Genomic DNA, 24272 nt, shown 5'->3' on the forward strand with positions numbered 1-24272 from the left:
GCTTATAATCTGTACAACTCTAACATTCTTTTTTACGCCCATGAGCCTGCAATCCGTCCGCGCTTTTTTCGCCGCCAAACAGCTGGATCTGCCGATTATCGAGCTGGAGGTGAGCACCGCCACGGTGGCGCTGGCGGCCGAGGCGCACGGCGTGGAGCCGGGCCGCATCGCCAAGACGCTGTCCTTCCGGCTGGGCGACGGGCGCGCCATCCTGCTGGTGGCCAGCGGCGACGCGCGCATCGACAACCGCAAATTCAAGGACGCTTTCGGCAAGGGCCGCATGATGGATGCAGACGACGTGGTGCGCATGACCGGCCATCCGGTGGGCGGCGTGTGCCCCTTCGGCCTGGCCGAGCCGCTGCCGGTCTATCTCGACTCCTCGCTGCGCAAGTATGACGAGGTGCTGCCGGCCGCCGGTGCGGTGCACAGCGCGGTGCGCATCAGCCCCGAGCAGATCGCCGCGCTGACCGAGGGCCAGTGGGTGGACGTGTGCCAGGCGGCCTAAACGAAGCGGTTGCCGCGCCGCTGTCCGAAAGGCAGCGCACGTGGAACGAGATCAAGCACGAAGTCGGCATGTTTGCCGATTTCGTGCGCAAGCCGCGCCGCACCCTGCGCGGCGAGCGGAAATGGCTGAGCCGCTTCCTGCTGCTGTGGGGCTTGTGCCTGGCGGTGGCGATGCTGCAAATCCCGCTGGAGCTGGGCTTCGAGCAGTTTGCCCCGTCCATTAAATACGCGCTCACGACCGATACCCGCTTTATGCTGATGGCCGTGTTCATGGCGCCGGTGGTGGAGGAACTGGCATTCCGGGCCGGGCTGCGCAGCGCGCGCTACACCTTGTTCCTGGGGCCGGCGCTGTTTATCGTCACGCGGCCCGGCACCTGGCAGATTGCGCTGGCCGCGACGGCCGCCATGGCGCTGATCGGGCTGATGGACTGGCTGTACCGCCGCTACCTGGCGCGTCCCGGCCTGGTCATGCGGCGCGGGCGCGCCTTCCTGCGGCGCTATCCGCTGGTGGTGTGGGCCTACGCCGCCGCCTTTGCCATTATCCACATCGGCAATTTCGAATACTCGCACAAGGCTGCCTTCCTGATGCCGCTACTGCTGCTGCCGCAGCTGTTCTGCGGCCTGGTGTTCAGCTACCTCCGCATCCGGCACGGCCTGGTCTACGGCATGCTGCTGCATGCGGCCTACAACGCCAGCCTGTGCTCCGTCATGCTGCTGGGCTGAACCTCTTCTCTATTGTGGACATGGACTACGAAACCATCGGCAAACTGATCTTCGGCCAGCAGCGGCTGAAAGTCGAACTGGACTTCTTCCGGGCGTCCGGCGCGCACGTGGGCGCGGATGCATGGGAAGCGCTGCTGGCCGACGTGGCGGCTGGAGACCTGGCGGTGGATGAACTCCAGCGCCGCCCGGCCGAGGCCGATCCGGCGCAGGTGCAAGCCGCGCTGGACCGCTGCCTCCGCGCCAGCGCCACACTGAAGGGCCTGCAATGCTGATATTAAAAGTCATCATGGTGATCTTCGTGGTGGCGGTCGGCATACCGTGCCAGCTTATCGACTACCGCCACCGCAGGAAGAACGCCTACGTACCGGGCAGCGGCTGGTCCTACTACTCGCGTTTGAAGCGCGAAGGCAGCTGGGAGGGCCGCTTCATGATGAACAGCGCCTATATGGGCATCGCGCTCATCCTGGCCATGCTGGGCCTCCTGGCAGCCCACCTGTTCCGGGCATAAGCACGCAGGCCATGGCGACGCAGCCCACAGGCTATTCAGGCACGACGCTGGCGAAGATGCTGGGCTTTGTCGACATCAAAGTCTGCGCTGTCAGCGAAATCTGGTCCGGCTTGAAGCTGGTGGTCCGCAAAGCGCTGCGCGGCGCATAGCGGCCAATCAGGTAGCGGTGCCGCTCAGCAATCAGGCTCCACCCGGCCGCAAATAGACAGGTCAATTGCGGGAGCACGCAGATCATCGCCCAGCGGAAGCATGTCCTCCTCAAACGCCATCGCATAAGTCGCGTATCCACGCGCCTGGACGAGTGCGGCCCTCAGCTCAGCCAAAGTCGTGGGCTTCAGCTCCAAAACGCTTCGATGAATATTTCGATTCATAAGCAAACTCCTTTTCTCTTTGCGTAGCAAGAAAATAATTTCCAGCTCGCACTGCCGTCTGCCAGCTCAAACTCCACTTCAATTGCACTTCCATGATCGTACCACCAGCGCCGTCCCTCTTCCGAGACCATCAAATCAGACAGGCAAACGGCGCCAGCCAGGCTTGGTGGCAATGCTCGTGAATTTTCAACAGGCAAGGGGGCATCGAATCCAAGTTGAGGCCACACATGATAGCCGACGAACATCCGACGATTTGCCGCACTGCCTGCGGCCAAAAGCTTGACGGTAGCAAAGTCCAACATCTTCGCAGCAAGCAAACTGATCATTGCAGACCGGACCCCGACGCCCATCCGCCTGAGCTCAGGACGCACATAAATTGATTCCATCAAGAGCTGCGGCCGCCCAGCAGGACTCTCTCCGAAAAGGATGTATTCAGACGGATATTTGAATATAGCGTCATTTTTCACAGTCAACACAAAGCAATCGACGCTGCCAACGCCGCGCCGAATCAAAATATTGCTTCCATCAGGCGCACCCGTGAGCTTTGCGATTGTCACTGCATCCCATTCGAGTTGCTCACTGCCTATCGAGCTGTCCCATGTAATGGAAATGTCGGCCTGATTGAAATATCTAGCGCAAATTGGATCACGATTAGCCATTCATGAAGTCTAAGCTCCGCTTGTTGCGCGGTTTTACGATAGATCAAAGCCGCAGCAAATGTGGGACCTATGCGCCATTGATGGGCGATGCCCAAACGCTGCGCTTCGCTATTTCCCTGCGCCTGATTATTTTGTGCCAAAATTGGTTTTTCACCAACATGCCCGGGAAGACATGAACGTCAAAAACCTCGCACTGCTCCTCGCCGCATGCGCGGCCAACTCCGCCACCGCAGCCGCCCCGTTCGACCAGCAATCCGCCTTCTCCAAGCCCCAGCAGATGATCGACATCGGCGGGCGCAAATTGAATCTGCATTGCAGCGGCAGCGGGCCGGTCACCGTGGTGTTCGACTCGCCGTCCACCGACGCCGGCTGGAGCTGGGTCGGCGTGCAGCCGGAGATCGCGAAGCGCACGCGCGCCTGCGTGTATGACCGCGCGGGCCTGGGCTTCAGCGATCCGTCGCCGCGCGAGGGCGTGTCGGGCAACGCGGTGGAGGACCTGCATGCGCTGCTGGGCAAGGCGGGCATCGCGCCGCCGTATGTGATGGTGGGGAATTCCTATGGCGGCGCTAACGTGCAGCTATATGCCTACCGCTATCCGGCCGAGGTGAAGGGCCTGGTGCTGGTGGAGCCGCAGCATGAGGACGAAACCAGGCGCCTGGACGCGGCCTCGCAAGGCAAGCTGAAACAGGTTTATGCGCAGCAGAAAGAAATGGAGAAGGCGTGCGCTGCGCAGGCGGAGAAAGGCTTCCAGCCGGGCAGCGATGAACTGAAAAACTGCATCGGGGACGTGCCGGACGGCTTCGGGCCGGAACTGGCCAAGGCCTATCTGGGCGTGGTGTCGTCCGCCAAACACTGGCGCGCGGCGGTCTCGGAGGACTTCAATTTCGACCAAGGCGGCGACCAGTTGCGCGCGGCCCGGCGCAGCTTCGGCGACATGCCCGTGCTGGTGCTCACGCGCGGCGTGAGCCCTTTCGCCGTACCCGGCAAGCCGCAGAGCGCCTTGAACAAGGCGTTTGAAAACGAGAACCGCAAGATGCACAAGGAAATAGCGGCGCTGTCGAAACGCGGCAGCGAGCGCGTGGTGCCGGGCGCCGGCCACATTATCCAGGCCGAAAAGCCGCAGGCGGTGGTGAAGGCGATCAACGAAGTGCTGGATAAAGTGCGCTAGGCTCACGCCTGCAACGGCGGGTTACGCGCTGTGCGCTAACCCGCCCTACGCGGATCTCCCATTGCAGTGGGGGGGCTCGGTCTCCCATTACAGCGTAGGGCGGGTTAGCGGGGCGCGCCCCGCGTAACCCGCCATTGTCTGCTCAGCCAGCGGAAAAGCGGTACAGCGTTTCGGTGAAGTAGGTTTCACCGGGGCGCAGGATGGTGCTGGGCCATTCGGGGTGGTTGGGCGAGTCGGGGTGGTGCTGGGGTTCGAGGCACAGGCCGGTGCGGTATTCGTAGCTGCGGCCTTTCCCTTTCAGGCTGCCGTCCAGGAAATTGCCGCTGTAGAACTGCAGGCCCGGCTCGCGGGTGTACAGTTCCAGCACGCGACCCGATTGCGGATCGCGCAGCGTAGCGGCCAGTTCCAGCTCGCCGTCCTGCCCGTTCAGCACCCAGTTGTGGTCGTAGCCTTTGCCGTTGGCCAGCTGGACGTCCTGTGCGTTGATGCGGGAACCTACCGTCTGCGCCGCGCGGAAGTCGAACGGCGTGCCGGCCACCGGCGCCAGCTCGCCCAGCGGGATCGATTTGCCGTCGATGGGCGTGTAGCGGTCGGCGTGGATCGCAAGCTCGTGTCCGAGAATGTCGCCCTGCCCCGCCAGGTTGAAGTAGGCGTGCTGCGTGAGGTTGACCGGCGTGGCCTGGTCGGTCTCGGCCTTGTAGCGCACGCTCAGTTCGTTGGCGTTGTTCAGCTCATACACCACTTCCACGCGCAAGTTGCCGGGGTAGCCTTGCTCGCCGTCGCGGCTCAGGTAGACGAGCTTCAGCGCGACCGAGTCCTGCGCCACCAGCGGCGTGGCATCCCACACCTGCTTGTGGAAGCCCAGCGCGCCGCCGTGCAGGTGGTTCTCGCCGTCGTTTACGTCGAGCAGCACGGTGCGTCCGTCCAGCTCGAAGCGGCCATGCTTGATGCGGTTACCGTAGCGGCCGATCAGGGCGCCGAAGTACGGCACGTCGCCGCAATACGGCGCCACGCTGTCGAAGCCGTGGGTGACGTCGGCCAGGCGGCCGTCGCGGTCTGCCACATGCAATTCGGTGATGATGCCGCCGTAGTTAGTGATCTTGACGGTCGTTCCATTACGGTTGGCCAGCGTGTAGAGCTGGACTTCCACGCCGTCCGTTGTGGCGCCGAAAGGCGCCTCGGTAATACGCAATTCCATTAAGCCTCCGATGCTTTGCCGAACACCGGCATGCCCTGGGCGTCCCAGCGCAGCGGCTTGACGTAGGTGTGGCGGTCCGGATTCCACAGCGGGTCGCCAACGATTTCGGTGTAAGTGCGCGCATGATAAACCAACTGCACTTCGCCGTCATCGCCGTATGTAAAACTGTTGTGGCCCGGGCCGTACACTTTGCCTTCGTAGCAGGTTTGCAGTACCGGCTGCCGCAGCTTGGTCCATGCGGCCGGGTCCAGCGGGTCGGCGTTTTCGTCGGCCCACAACAGGCCCATGGCGTAGTTCTCGTCGGTGGCGCTGGCGGAGTAGCTGATGAAGATTTTGCCATTGCGCTTCAGTACCGACGGGCCTTCGTTGACCCAGAAGCCGCGGATCTCCCAGTCGAATTCCGGCTTGCTGAGCATCACGGGCGGCCCGCCCAGCTGCCACGGCGTTTTCATTGGCGCGATATACAGATTGGAATTGCCTTCGATGGCGACGTCTTTCTGCGCCCACAGGTAGTACAGCTGGCCTTTGTGGGTGAAGGTGGTGGCGTCCAGGCAGAAGGTGTCGATGCCGGTATCGACCTGGCCCATGAACTCCCACTCGCCTTCCAGCGGGTTGGCGTTCTGGTTGCGGATGGCGTACATGCGGTGCTGGAAAAGCTTGTGTTTGATCTCGCGGCTGGGCGCGGCGGCGAAGTAGACGTACCAGGCGCCATCGTTGTAGTGCAGCTCGGGCGCCCATACAAGCTCGCTCCAGGCGCCGCTGTCCGGCTTGAACCAGGCGTCCACTTTTTCGGCCGAGGCCAGGCCGGCGATGCTGGAGGCGCGGCGCAGTTCGATACGGTCGTACTGCGGCACCGAGGCGGTGAAGTAGTAGTAGCCGTCGGTGTGCTTGTAGATATAGGGATCGGCGCGTTGCTCGATCAGGGGCTTGAGTATTTCAGCCACAGGGTTCTCCAATTCTAAAAATTCAGTTTGCCACATAGCCTTGCAATTTCATCTCGGCTTTCACTTCGGTGTAGTACTGGTCGCTGATGCGGTATTTGAACATCAGCATGCCCATCAAGAAGTGGAAGAAGCCGGGAATAATCGACAGCATCAGCGCGATGCCGGTGAGCGCGAACGGGGTCTGCTCCTGGTTAGGCTGGTAGTTGAACCAGGTCAGCAGCACGCCCACCAGCACGCCGGCGATGCCCATGCCGGCTTTCTGGCACACGGAGATGCCGCCGAAGGCGAAGCCGGAGACGCGCTTGCCGGTCTTCACCTGGCCATAGTCTATGGTCTCGGCGATGGCCGACCAGAACACCGGCGCGTGCAGGTCCACCACGAAGGAAAGCAGGAAGTACAGCACGAAGGCCAGCATGATGTCGCCCGGCTTGACCAGCGCGTAGATCATCACGCTGATGACGGCCACGCCGATCTGGGTGTAGCGGAACAGCTTGACCTTGCAGTAGAACTTGGTGATCCAGGTGGAGGCGATCATGGACATGATGGCCGCGCCCACGCCGATGGACATGAAGGTGGACACCACGGCGGTGTTCCCGCCCAGGTAGTACTTGGCGTAGTAGATGGCCACGGAGCCGCGCAGCACATAGCCTATGGTGCCGGTCACGCAGACGCCGCACAGTATCAGCCACTGGTCGTTGCGCAGCAGGAGCTTCAGCTGCACCCACAGCGACTGGCGCTCGACCACGTGGGTGACGCGCTCGGTGGTGGTGAAGAAGCAGAACAGGAACAGCGCCACGCCCATGGCGGCCATGACGGCCATCGCCGCCTGGTAGCCCACGGCCGGATTGCCGCTGCCCCAGCGCTCGGCCAGCACCGGCACCACGATGGTGACCAGGAAGCCGGCGATCTTGGCGAAGAACAGGCGGTAGCCGTTGGCCGACAGGCGCTCCTGCGGGTCGGCGGTCAGGCTGCTGGGCAGCGAAATGTAGGGGATGCCGACGCCCGCCGTCATCACGGTCATCAGGATATAGGTGGAATAGGCCCACAGCAGCTTGGCGTCGTAGCCCCAGTCCGGGGTGGAGAACACGAAGAACACGCTGATGCCGTAAGGGACGGCCAGCAGCAGGAAGTATGGGCGGTAGCGCCCCCAGCGGCTGGTGAACCGGTCGGTGATCTGGCCCATCACCAGGTCGGCGGCGGCGCCGACGAACTTCACCACCAGGAACAGCATCGCCAGGTCGGCCGTGTGCAGGCCGTAGATGTCGGTGTAGAAGAAGGTGATGATCAGCATCATGGACGAGATCACCACGTTCAGGGCCATGTCGCCGGCGCCGAAGCCGATTTTTTCCAGCGTCGATAATTTTTGGGTATGCATGTCTGGTCCGATCCTCACATATCAATTGCAAAAGCCGCCGGGGCTGACTGCCTCGGCGGCTCGCGGCGGAATACGCCATCAGGCACTGCGCTGCTTACATCTTCCAGCGCAGCGACAGGCCGACGGTGCGGTCGTAGCGGCGCACGTCGCGCGGGTTGGTCGGAATGCCGTGGTAGTCGTTGTAGGTACGATCCAGCAGATTCTCCACGTCCAGCGTCACGCCCATGTTTTCGTTGATCTTGTACGACAGCGACGCATCGGCGGTCTTGATCGGATCGACGATCAGGTCCAGGCCCAGGGCGCGGTAGTTGTAGGTGTCCACGAAGCGGCTGCGCCAGTTGTAGGCCAGGCGCGCCGACCAGGGGCCGCGCTCATACAGGCCGACGATGTTGTAGGCGTTCTTGGACATGCCCTGGAAGGGGTTGCGCTTGCCGTCCTCCATCAGGTAGCCCTTCATATAGGTGTAGTTCGCCTCCAGGCCGAAGCCGCCCAGCCAGCCGGGCAGGAAGTCGTAGAACTGGCGGTAGCCCAGTTCGATGCCTTCCAGCTGGCCGTCGTTGACGTTGCGCGGACGGTCCATGCGATAGGTCTTGCCGTCGATCTGCTCCAGGCTCAGGCGGCGGATCACGTAGTCCTCGAACTTGTGCTGGAACACGGTGGCGGTCACGCTGCCGGTCGGCGCGAAGTACCATTCCAGCGCCGCGTCCATGTTCTTGCCGGTGATCGGCTTGAGGTCCGGATTGCCGCCGTTGCCGCCGTAGATGCCTTCACCGTCCGGCGTGGTGCCCAGCGAAACGCCCGGGTTGAAGTCGCCGAAGGCCGGGCGCTGGACCGCCTTGCCGGCAGTGAAGCGGGCAATCAGGTCTTTGCGCAGGGTCGCTTTCAGGGTCATATTCGGCAGCACGTCGGTCGAGGACACGTCGCGGTTGACCGCCACCGGATTGCCGTTGATGTTGCTGAAACCGTTCACGTTCAGGTCGGTGCGCACCACGCGCACGCCGGCAGTGCCGTCGAACTGCAAGCCGAAGGCGTCGAAGCCGAAGCGGGTCTTGCCGTAGAAGGCGGTGGTGTCCTCGCCGTTGCGGAACAGCGAGTACGGATCGGGCGCGGTCCTGCCGTCGCGGCCATACATCTTGCGCAGCTGGTCGAGTTTGCCATGCAGGTAGCCGGCGCAGGCCACTTGCCACTGGTTCATGCCGTAGTCGTTGGCCAGCTGCATGGATGGGCACAGCAGGCCGGGGATCGAGGCCGGGGCAGGCAGGCCTGCCGGCGCCGGCAGGAAGTTGTTGCTCTCGTGCTGGTAGCTGGCCTTGCGCTGGGCCAGGCGCACGCCGCCGCTGAATTCGCGGAAGAAGCTCTCTTCGCCATTGTTATAGATGGCGTCGGCGCGCCAGTCGTTCGACTGGCCGCCCGCAGCCTGCCAGTTGTCGATCAGGGCGCCCATCTTGTAGTTGGCCGGGTTGGTCATGTCGTAACCCGGGTAGTTGAAGTAGGCGCCGCCGTTGACGTAGGTGCTGCCTTCGATCTTGGTCGGGCTGGCGTTCAGGTCCAGGATAGGCATTTCCTGCTTCCAGCGGCTGTTGACGCGCGAGAACTCGGTGGTCAGGCGCAGGTCCGGGGTCACGTCCCAGCGCGCACCGATGGCGCCCTGGTGGCTTTCGGAATCGTCCTGCGGAGCCTGGTTGGAGCTCAGCGAGAACAGGCCGTTCGGATTGGTCGACGTGACCGTGGCCACCTGCTTGGTGCCGGGGAAGAAGGTGTAGGTCGAATTAGGATTCCAGCCCACGCCGGCCAGGAAGAACTGGCGCTCCATGTCGTGGTCGATGCGGGTCGACCAGCCTTCCGAATACAGTTCCACGGTGCGCGACGGACGCCATTGCACGGCCCAGTTGGCCGACAGGCGCACCCGCTTGCCCAGCGCGTTGACGTGGCCCAGGTCGATCGGACCGGTGGCGGCGGGGTCGCCCGGCACCAGGTGGGCCGGCGGCGCGCTCCATGTCACTTCGTCGTGGTAGTTGCCCTTCTGGTAGGACAGCCCGAGCAGCGCGCCGACGTCGCCGAAGCCGGTCTTCCAGCGGTTCGAGACCATGCCCGACACTTGCGGGTCGTTGGTCTTGGCCTTGTCGCGGTTTTCCACGCGGCCGGCCACGTTGGCGGTGAAGCCCTTGAAGTCGAAGGGGCGCGAAGTGCGCACGTCGATTACGCCGGCGGTGCCGCCTTCGACCATGTCCGCGCTCTGGGTCTTGTACACGTCCACGCGCTGCAGCATGGTGGTTGGAATGTCGGCCAGGAACAGGCTGCGGTCGCGGGCCGTGTAGATCTCGCGGCCGTTCAGCAGGGTGACCAGGCCGGGAAGCCCGCGCACGATGATGGAGCTGGCTTCGCCCGATTCGCGGCGCAGCTGCACGCCGGACACGCGGCCCAGCACTTCGGCCACGTTCTTGTCCGGGAATTTTCCGGCTTCTTCGGCCACGATGGTGTCGATCACTTCATCGGCGTTGCGCTTGATGGTTTGCGCGCTCTGGGCCGCTTTGCGCACGCCGCTCACGGTCACCACGGAGCCGTTCACGCCGTCCTGCGCGGCCGGTGCGGCTTCCTGCGCCCACACCGAAGCAGTGCTCAGCAGGCCGGCCGCCAACAGTGAGCCGACAGAAGCTTTCAAGATAAAAGTATAGGGCTTGGCCGCAATCGGGCCGATAGCGTGTTCCATAAGGTCTCCGTCTGTTTTAGTTATGAGCAAGCTCGTGAGCAATGCCGCTTAGGAAACCATCTTATGGGGTGGAGTGAATACAATCCAATCAATTTTTAACGGTTTTCGATACCGTTTTTGATATCAGGGAACGCAGGCGTACCCTTCGTGCTCGACGGCGGCGGCGGACTGGCCGCCGAGCTGGTGGTGCGCCAGGACACCAATGGCGAGCGCAGCAACCTGCTAAAACTCGCTGCAGGCCGTATCGATTTCACGCAGATGAACCGCCTGCTCTACGGCAGCATGGCGGGCGAACCGGAGTTCGCCGGACATCTGGAGGCCGAGCCCGAGCCGGGCGTGGCGCCGTTCACGCGGCGGCTGTTTGTCGGCCCGCACCGCAAGGACTTGCTGGCCAGCCTGAATGCCGCCCTGGCCGCCCTGCCCTGCGATGCGCAGTGGCGCGCCGTGGCGGCCCGCTACGGCATCGCGCTGGAGCCGTGCAAGCCGCGCTAGCGGGTCACGCCGGGTGAATCCCGGCTCACTTCCATGTCACGCTCTTGTCACTTGCTCAATGTAGAGTCGCGCCGTTATCAACTGACGGAATCACTGCAATGACAAAGAACAAGGTATTGCTGGCAGCGCTGGCTGCGGCGGGTTTGGCCGGCTGTTCCAACAACGGCGACGCGCCGCCCGCCGCTGCGGCGCCGGCCTACGCCGAAGGCACCACCGTCACGCTGGCCCTGCTGGAGACCACCGACCTGCACGCCAACGTCATGAGCTACAACTATTACTCGCTGTCCGAGGACACCTCGCTGGGCGTGGAGCGCACCTCCACGCTGGTGCAGGCGGCGCGCGCCGAGTTCCCCAACAACATCCTGCTCGACAACGGCGACACCATCCAGGGCACGCTGCTGGGCGACCTGCAGGCCGTCACCACGCCGGTGCCGTGCAGCGCCACGCTGGCCATCCACAAAGCCATGAACGCCATGAAGTTCGACGCGGGCGGCATGGGCAACCACGAATTCAACTACGGCCTGCCCTATCTGAGCCAGGTGACCAATACCGAGTTCGGCGTGCCCGGCGTGAGCAAGCCGGCAGGCAACTGCGGCGCCCCCGCCTTCCCGCTGGTGCTGACCAATGTGGACGGCGTGGCCAGCGGCAAGCCTATCTTCTCGCCTTACAGCCTGCTGGCGCGCGAGTTCAAGGGCACCGGCCCGGACGGCAAGCCGGTGAGCGTGAAACTCAATATCGGCGTGATGAGCTTTGTGCCGCCGCAAATCCTGGAATGGGACCAGAAGAATCTGGCCGGCAAAGTGGCAGTGAACGGCGCGGTGGAAGCGGCGCGCAAATACGTGCCCGAGCTGCGCGGCAAAGGCGCCGACCTGGTGGTGGCGCTGTCGCACGGCGGCCTGGACTCCAGCACCTACAGCCCGAAAATGGAGAACGCCAGCTACCACCTGACCACGCCCGGCATGGACATCGACGCGCTGATGATAGGCCACTCGCACCTGATCTTCCCGAAAGGGAAAGAGACCGGCGCCGCCGCGCTGGACCCGTCCTTCACCGCGCTGCCCGCCAGCGCCAATGTGGACGGCGTGAAGGGCTTCGTCAACGGCGTGCCCACGGTGATGGCGCAGAGCTGGGGACGCCGCCTGGGCATTATCAAGATGGACCTGGTCTACCAGGGCAACAAGTGGGTGGTCCAGCCGGGCAAGACCACGGTGGAGTCGCGCGGCTTCAAGTACACGGACGGCGTGACCAATGTGAACGCCGACCCGGCCATCGCCGCGCAAGTGGCCAGCGAGCATGCCGCCACGATCGCCTACGCCAAGCAGCCGCTGGGCGTGAGCACGGACTTCCAGATGTCGGCCTACTTCGCGCTGGCCGGCGACGTGAGCGCCATCCAGCTGGTGAACCAGGCGCAGATCGACTACGTGAAGAACTTCATCGCCACCAGCACGGACGCCACGCTGGCCGGCTACAAGTCCATTCCCGTGATCTCGTGCAGCGCGCCGTTCAAGGCCGGCCGCAACGGTCCTTCGGACTTCACCGACGTGGCGCCGGGCGCCAGCGCGGCAGCGCCGGTGGGCCTGCAGGTGCGCAATCCGGGCGACCTTTACCTGTACAGCAATAACAACCTGCAGGCGGTGAAGATCAAGGGCTCGGACCTGAAAGCCTGGCTGGAAACGGCCGCGCGCCAGTTCGGCCAGATCGACCCGGCCAGGACCGCCGAACAGGACCTGGTGCCGAGCTACGGCACCATCTACAACTACGACGTGTTCTACGCCGAGAACAATGAGCTGAAGTACCAGATCGACGTGACCAAGCCGGGCGGCAGCCGCATTGTCGGCCTGACCTACAAAGGCAAGGCCGTGGCGGACGGGGACGACTTCATCGTCGCCACCAACGACTACCGCGCGGGCGGCGGCGGCGCGGTGCCCGGCATCGACGGCAGCAAGACCATCATCAAGTCGCCGGACGCCAACCAGACCGTGGTGAGCAACTACCTGCAAGCGCTGGGCAAGAGCAGCGGCAAGGTCACGCTGGCGGCCAACGGCAGCGCGCGCAGCTGGAGCTTTGTGAAGGTGGCGACGGCCGGTCCGGTGATCCTGCGCTCGGCGCCGGGACACCTGGCGCAAGCCAGGGCCAGCGGCCTGGCGGGCGTGACGGCGGAAGGCGGCCTGGACGCCAGCGGCTTCGCCAAGTACACGGTGGACCTGAGCAAGTGAAACCCGCCATGAAAAGCACACATCTGCTGGCGGGTGCATCGGTGGTGCTGGCGGGCGCCGTGCTGGCGTGGAGCATGCACGGCGCCGCCACGCCGGCGGGGGCGGGAGCAAGCCGGTCGGCCGCTGGGCCGGATGCGCCGCCCTCCTCCGCACAGATAGAGGCGGCGGCCATGTCGGCGTCGCAGACCGGCAGTCCCGAAGCGCGCCAGCAGCTGCAACGCTGGGCGCGGCAAGGCCTGCCGGTGGCCGAGCGCGAGCTGGGCACGCTGTACCGCAAGCAGCCGGAGCGCCTGGGCGCGGCGCGCCAGCTGCTGGAGCACGCGGCGCGCGCGGGGGACGTGGAAGCGGCTTTCCAGCTCGGCGAGCTGCTGCGCGCGGGCGGTCCGGCGCAGGCCGGACATCCCGCGCGGGCCTGGCCCTGGTATCGGCAGGCCGCCGAGGGCCGGCACGCCAAGGCCGCGCTCACGCTGGGCCAGATGGCGGCCAACGGCGAAGGCGTGCGCAAGGACGCGGCGGTGTCCGTGCAGTGGCTGGCGGTGGCCAGTGAGCTGGGCAATGCGCATGCGATGTTCTTGCTGTCCAACGCCTACCGCTACGGCGTGGGCGTGGAGCGCGACGAGCGCAAAGGCTTGAAATGGCTGGAGGAAGCGGCCGAGCATGAGTATCCGCCGGCGCTGCAAGACCTGGCGCTGGCCGTTCAAAACGACGATGCGCAGCGCGCCGGCCATTTGCTCAAGGAAGCGTCCGAGCACCGGCGCAATAACTGGAACAGGTATTAGACTTGCCTGTGGCGGAGCATGGCGGGTTACGCTGCGCTAACCCGCCCTACTGTCCGCTCGTAGTTCGTAGGGCGGGTTAGGCGGCGCGAGCCGCCGTAACCCGCCATGCCTGCGTCACCCCGCCCCGCCGCCGCGCAGCTCCAGCGCGTAGGCCCGCGTGGTGGTGGACAGGCGATAGCGCGGCGGCGTGCCGCTGTGGTCCACCTGCGCCAGCGAATGCGCCACCAGTCCCGCCAGCGCATCAATCGCCTCGAACGAGGACAAACCCTGCGGCGCCAATGCCGCCACCGCCCCCTCCAGCGAAAAACCGTCCGGCAGCGTCGCCAGATGCCGCAAGGCGCAGCGCATCGGCTCGGCCAGCAAGGCATAGCTCCAGTCCAGCGCCGCGCGCATGGACTGGTGCCGCACCGGCGCGTTGCGGCGGCCACGGCGCAGCAGCCGCAGCATGTCGTCCAATCCCGCAGCGGTCTGCTCCACGCCCAGGGCGGGCACGCAGGCCGCAGCCAGTTCTATCGCCAGCGGCAACCCCTCCAGCCTTCTGCATATGGCCGCGATCTGCGCCGCCACGCGCGGCGCCGGGCAAAAGCCGCTATCGGCCGCGCGCACGCGCGCCACGAACAGCTGCACCGCGCTGTATTGCAGCAGATGCGCGCCGTCCACTACATCCGGATTCGGCACGGCCAGCGGCGGCACGCGCCACACGGTCTCGCCTGCGGCCAGCAAGGGCTGGCGGCTCGTGGCCAGCAGGCGCAGTTGCGGGCAGCGCTGCTGCAGCACTTCCACCAGCCCCGCCACCGCGTCCGCCACATGTTCGCAATTGTCCAGCACCAGCAGCATGGGCTGCTCGCCTATATAAGACGCCAGCGTGGCCGGAACATGCAAGCCGGCGCCCACACCGGCAGCGGCCCCCAGCCCCAGCGCGCACGCCACCGCTTTCGCCACGTCCTGTTCGCCGCAGCCGTCGCGCAGATCCGCCAGCTCGGCCCAGGCCACGCTGCCTGCGGCCAAAGCTGCAGTCCGATGCGCCATCGCCAGCGCCAGCTGGGTCTTGCCGATGCCTCCCGGTCCGGCCAGCGTGAGCAGGCGGCAGCGTTCCAGGCGCGCCAGCGCGTCCTGCAACTGCGCCTCGCGGCCTATCAGCTCCGCCATCGGCAAGGGCAACTGGCCGGTGCAGGGCGGTATCATGCGGCTGTCCGGCACGGCGGCGGGCACTGCGCTCAGCCGGCCAGTGAACACGTAACCGCGTCCCGCCACGGTGCCGATCAGCTCGCGGTCCTCGCCCAAGGCCTTGCGCAGCGCAGCAATCTGCACCCGCAGATTGCTGGCGTGGATGTCCTGGCCAGGCCAGGCATGCGCCAGCAGGCTATTCTGGCTCACCACGCTGCCGCGCGCGGCGATCAGCGCCATCAGCACCGCCGTCGCGCGCGGGCCGAGCGCAACGGGGCTGCCGCCCGCCGCCTGCAGTTCGCCCCGCCCCGGCAGCAGCGTATAACGGCCGAAGGCAAGGGGCTCCAAATCCTGTTCCAGCAATATATCCATGCAAAGCAGCGTAACGCCGCAGCGCACAATGCCCTACCCCCGATTGGGGTATACGGAACGTAAAAACACCGTTGTCTCGTGTAAAATATTGCTTTTAGCGAATCAATCACCCGTGAACAGCCCGCAATCCATCCGAGTTCTCGTCGCCGACGACCATCCTTTGCTGCGCGAGGGGCTGGCGGCCGTGCTTGAACACTGCGCGGACATCGAGCTGGTGGCGGAGGCCGAAAACGGCGCGCAAGCGGTGGAGCTGTACCGCCAGCACCGCCCGGACGTGACGCTGATGGACCTGCAAATGCCGGTCATGAGCGGCCTGGACGCCATTGCCGCCATCCGCGCGGGCGATCCGCAAGCGCGCATCATCGTGCTAACCACCTACAAGGGCGACGTGCAGGTACTGCGCGCGCTGAAGGCCGGCGCGGCGGGCTATCTGCTGAAAAGCATGCTGCGCGCCGACCTGCTGGACACCATACGCAAGGTCCACGCGGGCCAGCAGCACATACCGCCCGAAATCGCCGCCGAGATGGCCGCCTACTTCGCCGCCGACGCCCTCACCGCGCGCGAGATCAGCGTGCTGCGCCTGGTCGCGCTGGGCAATTCCAACCGGCGCGTGGCGGCGGAACTGGGCATCGCCGAGGAAACCGTGAAGGCCCACATGAGCGGCCTGCTGGCCAAGCTGGGCGCCAACGACCGCACGCACGCCGTCACCATCGCCATCCGGCGCGGGATTATCGACCTTTAAGGCTGGCCGCATGGCGCAACGCTGGAAGACCCTCGCCGTTCTGGCCTGCACGCAGATCATGTCCTGGGGCGCGCTGTACTACGCCATCGCCATCCTTGCGCCCGAAATCCAGCGCGAGATGGGCTGGCGCGGCGAGGCCGTGGTGGGCGCGTTTTCCTGGAGCTTGCTGGTGTCCGGCCTGGCCGCCACGCCCATCGGCGCCCTGCTGGACCGGCACGGCGGGCGCGGCGTGATGGGCGCGGGGTCGCTGCTCGGCGCGGCGGGCTTCGCGCTGCTTAGCCAGGTGCACAGCCTGCCCGCCTACTACGCCGCCTGGACCGTGCTCGGATGCGCCATGGCCATGACCATGTATGAAGCGGCCTTCGCCACCATCAACCGCCAGTTCGGCATGGACAGCCGCAAAGCCATCTCCACGCTCACCCTGTTCGGCGGCTTCGCCAGCACCGTCTCGTGGCCGCTGACGCAATACCTGGACGCGCACGCCGGCTGGCGCGCCACCTGCCTGGTCTACGCGGCAGCGCAGCTCCTCCTCAGCTTCCCGCTGCATTTGCTGCTACCGTCCGGCAAACAGCTGCCGCCCCATGCCGCCGCAGCACCCGCCGCCCCGTCAGCCACCGGGGCGCGCGAACACTCGCTGCAGGAAGCCCTCCGCCATCCGGCCTTCTGGAAGCTGGCCTTCGCCTTTTCCGCCAACAGCTTCATCTTCTCCGCGCTGTCCGTGCACCTGATCCCGCTGCTGCAGCAATACGGCCACGCCGCGACGCTGGCGGTGTGGCTGGCCGCGCTGGTCGGCCCCATGCAGGTGGCGGGCCGCATCGGCGAAATGACGATAGGCCGCCACGCGCTGCCGCGCACCATCGGCAAGATCACCTTCTGTTCCCTGCCGGCCGCCCTGCTCGCGCTGCTGCTGTTCGGCCATCACGCCTGGGCCGCCGCGCTGTTCTGCATGATGTACGGGATGAGCAACGGCATCCTCACCATCGTGCGCGGCACCATCCCGCAGACCATGTTCGGGCGCCGCCACTACGGCGCCATCTCCGGCGCGCTGGCCGGCCCCGCGCTGATCGCGCGCGCCGCCGGGCCGCTGGCCGTGGCCGGGCTGGTGCGGTACGCCGCCCCCGCCATCCTGCTGCTGGTGCTGCTGGCCGCAGCCCTGGCCTCGCTGGCCTTCTACCTGCTCGCCATCCGAGCGCAATCGCAGCGGGAGTGAGGCGCACATTGGGATATCATGTCCCGCTACTCCCGTGAGACCAGCCATGACGCCATCGCCCCGCACCGAAGCCCGCATTGCCCCGCTGCTTGCCGTCCTTGCCTTCGTCGCCATGCAGGCGCCGGCCCACGCCCAGAGCGGATGCCTGGACGTGTTCCGCAACCCGCAGCGCAGCTATCCGAACAACACGGCAAGCGCGTCGCCCGCGCCGTTGGCGCTGAGGCTGGGCGCACCGTTGAAAAGCGTCAGCTACAAGCTGCCCGGAGAAAGCGCCGCTGCGACGCTGGACGACTATCTCGGCAAATTCTGCACCACCGGCTTGCTGATACTGAAGGACCGCGACATCGTCTTTGAACGCTACCTGCAAGGCGGCGGCGCCGCCGACAAACTGCTGTCCGCATCCATGTCCAAAACGGTGCTGGCCCTGCTGGTCGGCATCGCGGTCTCGGAAGGCAAGCTCTCGCTCAGCGAACGCGTGGACGCGGTACTGCCCGACTTCAAGGACAGCGCCTTCGCCCCGGCCACCGTGGAAGACCTGCTGCGGATGACCTCGGGCGCCGCCCTGGTCAATTCATTCGAACCCGGCGCCGAAGCGGATAACCGCGCCACCAATCCCATGGTGTCGCCACGGCAGAACGTGCGCGACTACCTGCGTGGCAAGCGCGAACGCTCGTCGGCGCCCGGCACGCAGTTCCAGTACAACGGCGCGCAGACGGCCATGCTGGGAGCCATGCTGCGCCAGCGCGTCGGCATGGATCTCACCAGCTACCTGGAGCAGAAGCTCTGGATCCCCATGGGCGCGGAAAGCAGCGCGCACTGGATCAAGAACCAGAACGGCGAAGAAGGCGTGCAAGGCCAGTTCGCCGCCACCTTGCGCGACTACGCCCGGCTGGGCTACCTGGTGATGAATCAGGGCAGGATCGGCGATAAGCAGGTGGTGCCTGCGGACTGGATCGCAGCCATGACCGCGCTCCGCCCGGACAAGCCGCAGCCGCCCAGGCCGCCCTACTACGGCCTGCATACCTGGATTCCGCAGGCGGCCGGGGGCAGATCGTTTTTCTGGGGGACGAACGGGCAAAACATCTTCATCGATCCGCTGGCCAGGGTGATCATCGTCCATACCGGCAATTCACCCAAAGCGGAGTTTGACGGCAACCGCCATCTGTTCACCCTGCGCGACGCCATCGTGCGCAGCTTGAAGTCCCCGGCAAGCGATAAATGAAATTACGTTAACGTAAACGTCAATTGTTATGCTAATCTTTATTTAACAGGTGCGCCGGGCAAATTCTTGTCCGGCGTTAAACGGGAAAGTGGTCGGCGCGCTCGATGCGGTGCGCCCCCAAGCCCCTGCTGCCTCCGCAACGGTAGGCAAGTGCGGCTGCTTCATCCATGCCACTGGTCCACGAGACTGGGAAGGCGAAGCAGCAAGACTTGCAAGCCCGGATACCGGCCTGTTGATCTTCAGCGCCGCCCGCTCCATGGCGGCGCCGGGTCTGGCCACGTGCGGAAGGCGCGTGGCGGGTGCCGCGCGGCGCAAGACGCCGTCCGGCTTACTTTTGCAGACTGGCGGCGCAACACGCGCAATGACGCACGCGCCGCCCATCAAGGAAGACACACCATGGCTACTGCTATCCCTACCGTCAAACTCCTCATCAACGGCGCCCTCGTCGAGTCGCGCACCGAGCACTGGAGCGACGTCGTCAACCCCGCCACCCAGGAAGTGATCGCGCGCGTGCCGCACGCCACGCCGGACGAAATGGCGCAAGCCGCCGCCGCCGCGAAAGCCGCTTTCCAGACCTGGCGCAAAACGCCCATCGGCGCGCGCGCCCGCATCTTCCTCAAATACCAGGCGCTGATACGCGAACACATGGCGGAACTGGCCGCCCTGCTCACCGCCGAGCAAGGCAAGACCCTGGCCGACGCCGAGGGCGACATCTTCCGCGGCCTGGAAGTGGTGGAGCATGCGGCCAATATCGGCCAGCTGCAGATGGGCGAACTGGCCAGCAACGTGGCCGGCGGCGTGGACACCTACACCGTGCACCAGCCGCTGGGCGTGTGCGCCGGCATCACGCCGTTCAACTTCCCCGCCATGATCCCGCTGTGGATGTTCCCGATGGCTATCGCCTGCGGCAACACCTTCATCCTCAAGCCGTCCGAGCAGGACCCGATGGTGACCATGCGCTTGGCCGAACTGGCGCTGCAAGCCGGCATTCCGCCTGGCGTGCTCAACGTGGTGCACGGCGGCGCGGACGTGGTCAACGCCATTTGCGACCATCCGGACATCAAGGCCGTCTCCTTCGTCGGCTCCACCACGGTGGGCACGCACGTGTACCAGCGCGCCTCGCTGGCGGGCAAGCGTGCGCAGTGCATGATGGGCGCGAAGAACCACGCCATCGTGCTGCCGGACGCGCACCGCGAGCAGACCCTGAACAACCTGGCCGGCGCCGCCTTCGGCGCGGCGGGCCAGCGCTGCATGGCGCTGTCGGTGGTGATCCTGGTCGGGGAGGCGCAGCAATGGCTGCCGGAGCTGGTGAAGAAAGCGCAGACGCTCAAGATCAGCGCCGGCGCGGAACCGGGCGCCGACATCGGCCCGCTGATCTCGCGCAAGGCCAAGGCCCGCGTGCAGCAGCTCATAGGCCAGGGCATAGAGGAAGGCGCCAAGCTGGAGCTGGACGGGCGCGGCCCCGTGGTGCCCGGCTACGAGAACGGCAACTTCGTCGGCCCCACCGTGTTCTCCGGCGTCACGCGCGAGATGGCAGTCTACAAGGAGGAAATCTTCGGCCCCGTGCTGTGCGTGATGCACGCCGCCAGCCTGAAGGAAGCCATCGCCATCATCAACGCCAACCCGAACGGCAACGGCACGGCGCTGTTCACGCAGTCCGGCGCGGCGGCCCGCACTTTCGAGGAGGACGTGGACGCCGGCCAGGTCGGCATCAACGTGCCCATCCCGGTACCGGTGCCGCTGTTCTCCTTCACCGGCTCGCGCGGCTCCAAGCTGGGCGACCTTGGTCCCTACGGCAAGCAGGTGGTGGCCTTCTACACCCAGACCAAGACCATCACCGCGCGCTGGTTCGACGACGCGGCCGTGACAGCGGGCGTCAACACGACCATCTCGCTCAAGTAAGGAGGCCGTCATGGACTTCGAACTGAACGAGGACCAGCGTGCCTACCAGGACGCCGCGCGCCAGTTCGCCGCGCGCGAAATGGCCGGGCAGGCGGCGCGCTGGGACGCCGAGGGCATCTTCCCGCGCCAGACCATTGCGCATGCGGGCGAGCTGGGTTTCTGCGGCCTGTACGTGCCGCAGGCCATGGGCGGCCTGGGCCTGTCGCGCCTGGACGCCACCGTGGTGTTCGAGGAGCTGGCGCGCGCCTGCCCTTCCACCACGGCCTATCTCACAATCCACAACATGGCCAGCGCCATGATCGCGCAGTGGGCGCAGCCCGAAGTGCGGGAGGAATGGATAGGGGACCTGGCCTCCGGCCGCAAGCTGGCCTCCTACTGCCTGACGGAACCCGGCGCCGGCTCGGACGCGGCCTCGCTGACCACGTCCGCCGTGCTGGAGGACGGCGACTACGTCATCACCGGCGGCAAGGCCTTCATCTCCGGCGCGGGCGCGACGGACGCGCTGGTGGTGATGGCGCGCACCGGCAGTGCGGGCGCGGGCGGCATTTCGGCCTTCCTGGTGCCTGCCGGCAGCGCGGGCGTCGGCTATGGCCGCGCTGAGGACAAGATGGGCTGGAACAGCCAGCCCACGCGCGCCATCAGCTTCGACGGCGTGCGCGTGCCCGCCTCGCATTTGCTGGGCCGGGAGGGTGACGGCTTCAAGCTCGCCATGCGCGGGCTGGACGGAGGCCGCATCAACATCGCCACCTGCTCCATCGGCGCGGCGCAGGCTGCGCTAAACAGCGCGCAGCGCCACATGGGCGAACGGGTGCAGTTCAAGCGCGTGCTGGGCGACTTCCAGGCCCTGCAGTTCAAGCTGGCCGACATGCAGACCGGCCTGGTGGCGGCGCGCCAGATGGTGCGCCTGGCAGCCACTAAGCTCGATGGCGGCGCCGCCAACGCCGGCATCTACTGCGCCATGGCCAAGCGGCTGGCGACCGACACCGGCTTCAACGTCTGCAACGAGGCGCTGCAGATCCACGGCGGCTACGGCTACCTGCGCGACTACCCGCTCGAACGCTTTCTGCGCGACGTGCGCGTCCACCAGATTTTGGAAGGCACCAACGAAATCATGCGCGTGATCGTCGCGCGCCACTTGCTGAAAAACGCACCGACAGAGGAGAACCTGTGAGCAGCTATACCAATCTTGAGTTGCAAATCATGGAGCACACCGCCGTGCTCACGCTGGCCAATCCGCCCGCCAACACCTGGACCGCCGACAGCCTGCGCGACCTGCGCCGCCTGGTGGAAGACCTCAACGCCAACAAGAACGTCTACAGCCTGGTCGTGACCGGCGGCGGCGCCAAGTTCTTCTCCGCCGGCGCGGACCTGAAGCTGTTTGCCGACGGCGGCGTGGCGGTGGCCAGCGACATGGCGCGGCTGTTCGGCGCGGCCTTCGAGGCGCTGTCGGGCTTCCGGGGCGTGTCCATTGCCGCCATCAACGGCTACGCCATGGGCGGCGGCCTGGAATGCGCGCTGGCGTGCGACTTGCGCATCGCGGAAACGCAGGCGCAGATGGCGCTGCCGGAAGCCACCGTGGGGCTGCTGCCGTGCGCGGGCGGCACGCAGAACCTGGCATGGCTGGTGGGCGAAGGCTGGGCCAAGCGCATGATACTGTGCGGCGAACGCATCGACGCGGCCACCGCGCAGCGCATCGGCCTGGTGGAAGAAGTAGTGGAAACCGGCGCCGCCCTGCCGCGCGCCCTGGCGCTGGCAGCGCAGGCGGCAAAGCAGAGTCCCGCCAGCGTGCAGGCCTGCAAGCAGCTGATCCAGGGCGCGCGCCGCCAGCCCATGGCCCACGTGCTGCCGGCCGAGCGGGAGGCCTTCGTCGGCCTGTTCGGCGGCGCGGACCAGCGCGAGGGCGTGCAGGCCTTCCTTGAGAAGCGCGCCCCAGTCTGGAGCCAGGCATGAGCGGCGCCGCACCGGTACTGTTCCGCACCCTGCCCTGCCGCAGCAAGGCAGGCGGCGGTGCGCTGATAGGCGTGGCCACACTGAACGCCCCGGCCACGCTGAACGCGCTGTCGCTGGAGATGATCGCGCTGCTGGAAACGCAGCTGGCCGCCTGGGAGGCCGATCCCGCCGTGGTGCTGGTGATGCTGGAAGGCGCGGGCGACAAAGCCTTCTGCGCTGGCGGCGACCTGCAGCAGCTGTACCGCTCAATGCGCGAGCACCACGCCTCGCCGCAATCGGCCGATCCGCTGGCCAATGCCTACGCGCGGGAGTTCTTCGGCCGCGAGTATGCGCTGGACCTCAGCATCCACACCTATGCCAAGCCGGTCCTGGCCTGGGGCCACGGCATCGTCATGGGCGGCGGCATAGGCCTGATGGCGGGCGCCAGCCACCGCGTGGTGACCGAGGCGTCGCGGCTGGCGATGCCGGAAGTGGCCATCGGCCTGTATCCCGACGTGGGCGGCAGCTGGTTCCTGAACCGCGCGCCCGGCCACACCGGCCCCTTCCTCGCGCTCACCGGCGCAGCGCTGAACGCGGCCGACGCCCAGTTCGCGCGCCTGGCCGACTACCGCCTTGCCCACGCGGACAAGGCCCGCCTGATAGACATGCTGCAATCCGAGGTATGGGCTGCGCCGGGTACGGTCGCCCCGCCCGGGGCCAACCACCACATGCTGGGCGCCATGCTGGCCAAGCTGCAGAAAGCCGCCCCGCCCGCCCCCGCCAGTCCGCTGCGCGAGCACTACGACCTGATCAACGAGCTTTGCGCGAGCGGCAATTTCGGCGACATGGTGCTGCGCATCGCCTCGCTGGAAAGCGAGGACCGCTGGCTGCAAAAGGCCGCCACCGCGCTACGCAAAGGCTCGCCGGGCGCGGCCTGGCTGGCGGTCGCCATCCAGCAACGCGCCAAATACCTGTCACTGGCAGAGGTGTTCCAGCTCGAGCTGGACGTGTCTCTGATCTGCGCCGCGCGGCCGGACTTCGCCGAAGGCATCCGCGCGCTCATCATCGACAAAGACATGCAGCCGCGCTGGCAGCCCGCCAGCCTGGCCGACGTAGGCGAGGCTTGGGGCGAAGGCTTCTTTACTCAACTCGAAAGGAAAACCGCATGAGCCGCATCGCCTTCATCGGCCTGGGGAATATGGGCGCGCCCATGGCGCACAACCTGCTCAAGGCCGGGCATGAACTGGCCGTGTTCGATTTGTCCGCCAGCGCCGTGCAAGGACTGGCCGACGCGGGCGCCCGCAGTGCGCCGGATGCGCGCGCCGCCGTGGAAGGCGCGCAGGTGGTCATCTCCATGCTGCCCGCCAGCACGCACGTGCACGGGCTTTACCTTGGCCAGCAAGGCATCGTGCCGCACATCGCGGACGGCGCGCTGGTGATTGATTGCAGCACCATTTCCGCCGCCACGGCGCAGGCGGTGGCCCAGGCACTGGCCGCGCGCGGGCTGGATGCATTGGACGCGCCGGTTTCGGGCGGCACTGCCGGCGCGGCGGCGGGAACGCTGACCTTTATCGTGGGCGGCGAGGCGGCGGCGCTGGAGCGCGCAAGGCCTTATCTGTCCGCCATGGGCAAGAACGTCTTTCATGCGGGCGGCAGCGGCGCAGGGCAGATCGCCAAGATCTGCAACAACATGCTGCTGGGGATACTCATGGCGGGCACCGCCGAGGCGCTGGCATTGGGCGCTGCGCATGGGCTGGACCCGAAGGTGCTGTCCGATATCATGGGCAAGAGCTCGGGGCGCAACTGGGCGCTGGAGCTGTACAACCCGTATCCGGGCGTGATGGAGAATGTGCCGGCGGCGCGCGGCTACAGCGGCGGCTTCGGCGTGGACCTGATGCACAAGGATCTCGGGCTGGCCGCCGAGGCGGCGATTGCGTCGCGCTGCGCGGTGCCGCTGGGGGAGCTGGCGCGCAACCTGTACGGCATGCATAGCCTGTCCGGCGCGGGGACGCTGGACTTCAGCAGCATTATCCAGCCGCTGCTGAAAGACCAGCTGTACTAGCGGCTCCGGCGGGTTACGC

The 24272-nt window shown here is 66.1% G+C and carries 25 protein-coding genes and 1 riboswitch; of the genes, 18 read left to right on the forward strand and 7 right to left on the reverse strand.

Annotated features, from left to right (window positions below; genetic code table 11):
- Positions 1–40 precede the first annotated feature (40 nt).
- From KT882_RS21030 to KT882_RS21050, 5 genes are read left to right on the forward strand one after another with little or no spacing between them, the layout of a single operon-like run.
- Positions 41–505 (forward strand): YbaK/EbsC family protein, encoded by a 465-nt coding sequence (locus KT882_RS21030; protein WP_161070616.1) that lies wholly within the window; start codon positions 41–43, stop codon positions 503–505.
- Complete coding sequence (locus tag KT882_RS21035; RefSeq protein ID WP_161070615.1) at positions 490–1227, forward strand: CPBP family glutamic-type intramembrane protease; 738 nt, start codon at positions 490–492, stop codon at positions 1225–1227. The genes KT882_RS21030 and KT882_RS21035 overlap by 16 nt, the downstream gene beginning before the upstream one ends.
- A 20-nt stretch (positions 1228–1247) precedes the next feature.
- Positions 1248–1499 carry a hypothetical protein gene (locus KT882_RS21040; RefSeq protein WP_161070614.1) on the forward strand — a complete coding sequence of 84 codons (252 nt, stop codon included), beginning with the start codon at positions 1248–1250 and terminating at the stop codon, positions 1497–1499.
- Positions 1493–1735 (forward strand): hypothetical protein, encoded by a 243-nt coding sequence (locus tag KT882_RS21045; RefSeq protein WP_161070613.1) that lies wholly within the window; start codon positions 1493–1495, stop codon positions 1733–1735. The genes KT882_RS21040 and KT882_RS21045 overlap by 7 nt, the downstream gene beginning before the upstream one ends.
- Positions 1736–1746: 11 nt before the next feature.
- Positions 1747–1884 (forward strand): hypothetical protein, encoded by a 138-nt coding sequence (locus tag KT882_RS21050; RefSeq protein WP_223149295.1) that lies wholly within the window; start codon positions 1747–1749, stop codon positions 1882–1884.
- A gap of 24 nt (positions 1885–1908) precedes the next feature.
- Here the strand turns inward: KT882_RS21050 and KT882_RS21055 are convergent, their stop codons facing one another.
- Positions 1909–2106 carry a hypothetical protein gene (locus tag KT882_RS21055; RefSeq protein WP_161070612.1) on the reverse strand — a complete coding sequence of 66 codons (198 nt, stop codon included), beginning with the start codon at positions 2104–2106 and terminating at the stop codon, positions 1909–1911.
- Positions 2103–2765 (reverse strand): GNAT family protein, encoded by a 663-nt coding sequence (locus tag KT882_RS21060; RefSeq protein ID WP_161070611.1) that lies wholly within the window; start codon positions 2763–2765, stop codon positions 2103–2105. The genes KT882_RS21055 and KT882_RS21060 overlap by 4 nt, the downstream gene beginning before the upstream one ends.
- Positions 2766–2767: 2 nt before the next feature.
- Between KT882_RS21060 and KT882_RS21065 the strand changes: the two genes are divergently transcribed.
- Positions 2768–2941 carry a hypothetical protein gene (locus KT882_RS21065; protein ID WP_161070610.1) on the forward strand — a complete coding sequence of 58 codons (174 nt, stop codon included), beginning with the start codon at positions 2768–2770 and terminating at the stop codon, positions 2939–2941.
- The gene (locus KT882_RS21070; RefSeq protein WP_228893217.1) at positions 2938–3933 is read left to right on the forward strand and encodes an alpha/beta fold hydrolase; all 996 of its coding nucleotides are present in this window, start codon (positions 2938–2940) and stop codon (positions 3931–3933) included. Before KT882_RS21065 ends, KT882_RS21070 begins: the two co-directional genes overlap by 4 nt.
- 142 nt (positions 3934–4075) lie before the next feature.
- Here KT882_RS21070 and KT882_RS21075 read toward each other — a convergent pair whose 3' ends face one another.
- The 4 genes from KT882_RS21075 to KT882_RS21090 form a co-directional block, all read right to left on the reverse strand.
- Complete coding sequence (locus KT882_RS21075) at positions 4076–5131, reverse strand: aldose epimerase family protein (protein WP_228893218.1); 1056 nt, start codon at positions 5129–5131, stop codon at positions 4076–4078.
- Complete coding sequence (locus KT882_RS21080; protein WP_161070607.1) at positions 5131–6111, reverse strand: glycoside hydrolase family 43 protein; 981 nt, start codon at positions 6109–6111, stop codon at positions 5131–5133. The genes KT882_RS21075 and KT882_RS21080 overlap by 1 nt, the downstream gene beginning before the upstream one ends.
- On the reverse strand, positions 6098–7450 hold the full coding sequence (locus KT882_RS21085; protein WP_228893219.1) for an MFS transporter: 1353 nt from the start codon (positions 7448–7450) through the stop codon (positions 6098–6100). Before KT882_RS21085 ends, KT882_RS21080 begins: the two co-directional genes overlap by 14 nt.
- Before the next feature lie 94 nt (positions 7451–7544).
- Complete coding sequence (locus tag KT882_RS21090) at positions 7545–10160, reverse strand: TonB-dependent receptor (protein WP_228893220.1); 2616 nt, start codon at positions 10158–10160, stop codon at positions 7545–7547.
- A gap of 117 nt (positions 10161–10277) precedes the next feature.
- On the opposite strand from KT882_RS21090, the gene KT882_RS21095 reads away from it, so the two are divergent.
- The 3 genes from KT882_RS21095 to KT882_RS21105 all read left to right on the forward strand — a co-directional run bounded on the left by KT882_RS21095 (position 10278) and on the right by KT882_RS21105 (position 13647).
- On the forward strand, positions 10278–10652 hold the full coding sequence (locus KT882_RS21095) for a hypothetical protein (protein ID WP_161070604.1): 375 nt from the start codon (positions 10278–10280) through the stop codon (positions 10650–10652).
- A gap of 98 nt (positions 10653–10750) precedes the next feature.
- Positions 10751–12868: a bifunctional 2',3'-cyclic-nucleotide 2'-phosphodiesterase/3'-nucleotidase gene (locus KT882_RS21100; RefSeq protein ID WP_228893221.1), complete on the forward strand. Its 2118-nt coding sequence runs from the start codon at positions 10751–10753 to the stop codon at positions 12866–12868.
- A gap of 8 nt (positions 12869–12876) precedes the next feature.
- Positions 12877–13647, forward strand: coding sequence for a tetratricopeptide repeat protein (locus KT882_RS21105; RefSeq protein WP_228893222.1), 771 nt, complete (start codon positions 12877–12879; stop codon positions 13645–13647).
- Between the two features lie 114 nt (positions 13648–13761).
- Here the strand turns inward: KT882_RS21105 and KT882_RS21110 are convergent, their stop codons facing one another.
- Positions 13762–15162 carry an ATP-binding protein gene (locus tag KT882_RS21110; protein ID WP_228893223.1) on the reverse strand — a complete coding sequence of 467 codons (1401 nt, stop codon included), beginning with the start codon at positions 15160–15162 and terminating at the stop codon, positions 13762–13764.
- Between the two features lie 136 nt (positions 15163–15298).
- On the opposite strand from KT882_RS21110, the gene KT882_RS21115 reads away from it, so the two are divergent.
- From KT882_RS21115 to mmsB, 8 genes are all read left to right on the forward strand, one after another.
- On the forward strand, positions 15299–15928 hold the full coding sequence (locus KT882_RS21115; protein ID WP_228893224.1) for a response regulator: 630 nt from the start codon (positions 15299–15301) through the stop codon (positions 15926–15928).
- Positions 15929–15938: 10 nt separating this feature from the next.
- Positions 15939–17138, forward strand: coding sequence for an MFS transporter (locus KT882_RS21120; protein WP_228893225.1), 1200 nt, complete (start codon positions 15939–15941; stop codon positions 17136–17138).
- A 46-nt stretch (positions 17139–17184) separates the two neighbouring features.
- Positions 17185–18360, forward strand: a complete 1176-nt coding sequence (locus tag KT882_RS21125) for a serine hydrolase domain-containing protein (protein ID WP_228893226.1) — start codon at positions 17185–17187, stop codon at positions 18358–18360.
- Positions 18361–18390: 30 nt separating this feature from the next.
- Positions 18391–18607: riboswitch (cobalamin riboswitch) on the forward strand.
- 149 nt (positions 18608–18756) lie between these two features.
- On the forward strand, positions 18757–20262 hold the full coding sequence (locus KT882_RS21130) for a CoA-acylating methylmalonate-semialdehyde dehydrogenase (protein WP_228893227.1): 1506 nt from the start codon (positions 18757–18759) through the stop codon (positions 20260–20262).
- 10 nt (positions 20263–20272) lie between these two features.
- Positions 20273–21433 (forward strand): acyl-CoA dehydrogenase family protein, encoded by a 1161-nt coding sequence (locus KT882_RS21135; protein ID WP_228893228.1) that lies wholly within the window; start codon positions 20273–20275, stop codon positions 21431–21433.
- Positions 21430–22212, forward strand: a complete 783-nt coding sequence (locus KT882_RS21140) for an enoyl-CoA hydratase (RefSeq protein WP_161070597.1) — start codon at positions 21430–21432, stop codon at positions 22210–22212. The genes KT882_RS21135 and KT882_RS21140 overlap by 4 nt, the downstream gene beginning before the upstream one ends.
- Entirely contained in the window at positions 22209–23360 is a 1152-nt protein-coding gene (locus KT882_RS21145) for an enoyl-CoA hydratase/isomerase family protein (protein WP_228893229.1), read from the forward strand. Before KT882_RS21140 ends, KT882_RS21145 begins: the two co-directional genes overlap by 4 nt.
- Complete coding sequence (gene mmsB / locus KT882_RS21150; RefSeq protein ID WP_161070595.1) at positions 23357–24253, forward strand: 3-hydroxyisobutyrate dehydrogenase; 897 nt, start codon at positions 23357–23359, stop codon at positions 24251–24253. The genes KT882_RS21145 and mmsB overlap by 4 nt, the downstream gene beginning before the upstream one ends.
- Positions 24254–24272: the final 19 nt, after the last annotated feature.

This window comes from Pseudoduganella aquatica, assembly GCF_020865585.1.
Taxonomy (GTDB): domain Bacteria; phylum Pseudomonadota; class Gammaproteobacteria; order Burkholderiales; family Burkholderiaceae_D; genus Rugamonas; species Rugamonas aquatica_A.

Bases quoted from the DNA above. Each gene is read 5' to 3' on its own strand.
- KT882_RS21030 (WP_161070616.1), top strand. From the start codon at position 41: ATGAGCCTGCAATCCGTCCGCGCTTTTTTCGCCGCCAAACAGCTGGAT.
- KT882_RS21040 (WP_161070614.1), top strand. From the start codon at position 1,248: ATGGACTACGAAACCATCGGCAAACTGATCTTCGGCCAGCAGCGGCTG.
- KT882_RS21045 (WP_161070613.1), top strand. From the start codon at position 1,493: ATGCTGATATTAAAAGTCATCATGGTGATCTTCGTGGTGGCGGTCGGC.
- KT882_RS21050 (WP_223149295.1), top strand. From the start codon at position 1,747: ATGGCGACGCAGCCCACAGGCTATTCAGGCACGACGCTGGCGAAGATG.
- KT882_RS21055 (WP_161070612.1), bottom strand. From the start codon at position 2,106: ATGAATCGAAATATTCATCGAAGCGTTTTGGAGCTGAAGCCCACGACT.
- KT882_RS21060 (WP_161070611.1), bottom strand. From the start codon at position 2,765: ATGGCTAATCGTGATCCAATTTGCGCTAGATATTTCAATCAGGCCGAC.
- KT882_RS21065 (WP_161070610.1), top strand. From the start codon at position 2,768: ATGAAGTCTAAGCTCCGCTTGTTGCGCGGTTTTACGATAGATCAAAGC.
- KT882_RS21070 (WP_228893217.1), top strand. From the start codon at position 2,938: ATGAACGTCAAAAACCTCGCACTGCTCCTCGCCGCATGCGCGGCCAAC.
- KT882_RS21075 (WP_228893218.1), bottom strand. From the start codon at position 5,131: ATGGAATTGCGTATTACCGAGGCGCCTTTCGGCGCCACAACGGACGGC.
- KT882_RS21080 (WP_161070607.1), bottom strand. From the start codon at position 6,111: ATGTGGCAAACTGAATTTTTAGAATTGGAGAACCCTGTGGCTGAAATA.
- KT882_RS21085 (WP_228893219.1), bottom strand. From the start codon at position 7,450: ATGCATACCCAAAAATTATCGACGCTGGAAAAAATCGGCTTCGGCGCC.
- KT882_RS21090 (WP_228893220.1), bottom strand. From the start codon at position 10,160: ATGGAACACGCTATCGGCCCGATTGCGGCCAAGCCCTATACTTTTATC.
- KT882_RS21100 (WP_228893221.1), top strand. From the start codon at position 10,751: ATGACAAAGAACAAGGTATTGCTGGCAGCGCTGGCTGCGGCGGGTTTG.
- KT882_RS21105 (WP_228893222.1), top strand. From the start codon at position 12,877: ATGAAAAGCACACATCTGCTGGCGGGTGCATCGGTGGTGCTGGCGGGC.
- KT882_RS21120 (WP_228893225.1), top strand. From the start codon at position 15,939: ATGGCGCAACGCTGGAAGACCCTCGCCGTTCTGGCCTGCACGCAGATC.
- KT882_RS21125 (WP_228893226.1), top strand. From the start codon at position 17,185: ATGACGCCATCGCCCCGCACCGAAGCCCGCATTGCCCCGCTGCTTGCC.
- KT882_RS21130 (WP_228893227.1), top strand. From the start codon at position 18,757: ATGGCTACTGCTATCCCTACCGTCAAACTCCTCATCAACGGCGCCCTC.
- KT882_RS21135 (WP_228893228.1), top strand. From the start codon at position 20,273: ATGGACTTCGAACTGAACGAGGACCAGCGTGCCTACCAGGACGCCGCG.
- KT882_RS21145 (WP_228893229.1), top strand. From the start codon at position 22,209: ATGAGCGGCGCCGCACCGGTACTGTTCCGCACCCTGCCCTGCCGCAGC.
- mmsB (WP_161070595.1), top strand. From the start codon at position 23,357: ATGAGCCGCATCGCCTTCATCGGCCTGGGGAATATGGGCGCGCCCATG.